Here is a 3070-nt window from a genome sequence, read left to right on the forward strand (position 1 = left end):
GAGCTTGTACTTTGAAAACTAAATAATATCTATTTTCTTAATTTATTAACTTAAAACAATAAACCGAGAACACCGCGTTATTTGAGTTTTATTAACGAAATAATCGCTAACTCAATTAATCAAGGTGATCACTTCGTGATCATCAAGGTTAAGTTATGAAGGGCGCATGGTGAATGCCTTGGTACTAGGAGCCGATGAAGGACGGGACAAACACCGATATGCTTCGGGGAGTGGTAAGTACACTTTGATCCGGAGATTTCCGAATGGGGAAACCCAAGCACCTTAGTCGGTGCTTGCTTGACCAGTGAATCTATAGCTGGCAAGCGGTAAACGCAGTGAACTGAAACATCTCAGTAGCTGCAGGAAGAGAAAGAAAATTCGATTCCCTGAGTAGCGGCGAGCGAAAGGGGAAGAGCCCAAACCAGTGAGCTTGCTCACTGGGGTTGTAGGACTGAACATTTGAGTTACCAAAGTGCGACGTAGTCGAAACAGTTGGGAAGCTGTGCCAGAGATGGTGAAAGCCCAGTAGACGAAACGTCACACCCTCAGTTCAGGATCCTGAGTACGGCGGGACACGTGAAACCCCGTCGGAAGCTGCGAGGACCATCTCGCAAGGCTAAATACTACCTAGTGACCGATAGTGAACCAGTACCGTGAGGGAAAGGTGAAAAGCACCCCGGAAGGGGAGTGAAATAGTTCCTGAAACCATGTGCCTACAAGCTGTCGGAGCCCGTTAATGGGTGACGGCGTGCCTCTTGCAGAATGAACCGGCGAGTTATGATTGCATGCAAGGTTAAGGTGGAAAAACCGGAGCCGCAGCGAAAGCGAGTCTTAAATGGGCGTATGAAGTATGTAGTTATAGACCCGAAACCAGGTGACCTACCCATGTCCAGGTTGAAGGTGCGGTAAAGCGCACTGGAGGACCGAACCCGTGTCAGTTGAAAATGGCTGGGATGAGGTGTGGGTAGCGGTGAAATTCCAAACGAACTTGGAGATAGCTGGTTCTCTCCGAAATCTCTTTAGGGGGAGCCTTGAGGTTAAGAATCGTGGAGGTAGAGCTACTGTTTGGACAAGGGGCCCGTCATGGGTTACCAACTTCAGATAAACTCCGAATGCCATTGATTTATCCTCAGGAGTCAGACGATGAGTGATAAGATCCACCGTCGAAAGGGGAACAGCCCAGATCACCAGTTAAGGTCCCTAAATATATGCTAAGTGGAAAAGGATGTGGAGTTGCATAGACAACTAGGATGTTGGCTCAGAAGCAGCCATCATTTAAAGAGTGCGTAATAGCTCACTAGTCGAGTGATCCTGCGCCGAAAATGTACCGGGGCTAAGCATATTACCGAAACTGTGGATGTGCACTAAGTGCACGTGGTAGGAGAGCGTTCTAAGGGCGGCGAAGTCAGACCGTGAGGACTGGTGGAGCGCTTAGAAGTGAGAATGCCGGTATGAGTAGCGAAAGACAGGTGAGAATCCTGTCCACCGAATGACTAAGGTTTCCTGGGGAAGGCTCGTCCTCCCAGGGTAAGTCGGGACCTAAGCCGAGGCCGAAAGGCGTAAGCGATGGATAACAGGTTGAGATTCCTGTACCAGTTAACTGCGTTTGAGCAATGGAGGGACGCAGGAGGCTAAGCGATCCGCACGATTGGAAGAGTGCGGTCAAGCAGTAAGTCAGGAGTTGAGTCAAATGCTTAACTTCGGGTTGACAAGCTGTGATGAGGAGTGAAATTTTAGTAACGAAGTCGTTGATGTCACACTGCCGAGAAAAGCTTCTAGTGAGTAGTTAACTGCCCGTACCGCAAACCGACACAGGTAGTCGAGGAGAGAATCCTAAGGTGAGCGAGAGAACTCTCGTTAAGGAACTCGGCAAAATGACCCCGTAACTTCGGAAGAAGGGGTGCTGGCCGCAAGGCCAGCCGCAGTGAATAGGCCCAGGCGACTGTTTATCAAAAACACAGGTTTCTGCAAAATCGTAAGATGAAGTATAGGGGCTGACGCCTGCCCGGTGCTGGAAGGTTAAAAGGAAGGGTTAGCTTCGGCGAAGCTCTGAATTGAAGCCCCAGTAAACGGCGGCCGTAACTATAACGGTCCTAAGGTAGCGAAATTCCTTGTCGGGTAAGTTCCGACCCGCACGAAAGGCGTAACGATCTGGGCACTGTCTCAACGAGAGACTCGGTGAAATTGAAATCCCTGTGAAGATGCAGGGTACCCGCGACAGGACGGAAAGACCCCATGGAGCTTTACTGTAGCTTGATATTGAGTGTTTGTACTGCTTGTACAGGATAGGTAGGAGCCGTAGAAAGCGGAACGCTAGTTTCGCTGGAGGCGTTGGTGGGATACTACCCTTGCATTATGACCACTCTAACCCGCAGCACTGAACGTGCTGGGAGACAGTGTCAGGTGGGCAGTTTGACTGGGGCGGTCGCCTCCCAAAAGGTAACGGAGGCGCCCAAAGGTTCGCTCAGAATGGTTGGAAATCATTCGCAGAGTGTAAAGGCACAAGCGAGCTTGACTGCGAGACAGACAGGTCGAGCAGGGACGAAAGTCGGGCTTAGTGATCCGGTGGTTCCGCATGGAAGGGCCATCGCTCAACGGATAAAAGCTACCCTGGGGATAACAGGCTTATCTCCCCCAAGAGTCCACATCGACGGGGAGGTTTGGCACCTCGATGTCGGCTCATCGCATCCTGGGGCTGTAGTCGGTCCCAAGGGTTGGGCTGTTCGCCCATTAAAGCGGTACGCGAGCTGGGTTCAGAACGTCGTGAGACAGTTCGGTCCCTATCCGTCGCGGGCGTAGGAAATTTGAGAGGACCTGTCCTTAGTACGAGAGGACCGGGATGGACATACCGCTGGTGTACCAGTTGTTCCGCCAGGAGCATCGCTGGGTAGCTATGTATGGACGAGATAAACGCTGAAAGCATCTAAGTGTGAAACTCGCCTCGAGATGAGATTTCCCATTCCGTTAAGGAAGTAAGACCCCACAGAGATGATGTGGTAGATAGGATGGAAGTGGAAGTGCAGTGATGCATGGAGCGGACCATTACTAATCGGTCGAGGACTTAACCAAG

1 rRNA gene is annotated in these 3070 nt (G+C 50.8%); it reads left to right on the forward strand.

Features of this window, described 5'->3' with window-relative positions:
- Positions 1 to 146: 146 nt before the first annotated feature.
- A 23S ribosomal RNA gene (locus OCT58_RS10130) occupies positions 147 to 3069 on the forward strand.
- The last annotated feature ends 1 nt before the right edge of the window (position 3070 follow it).

The organism is Limosilactobacillus kribbianus, assembly GCF_026413145.1.
Lineage (GTDB): Bacteria > Bacillota > Bacilli > Lactobacillales > Lactobacillaceae > Limosilactobacillus > Limosilactobacillus kribbianus.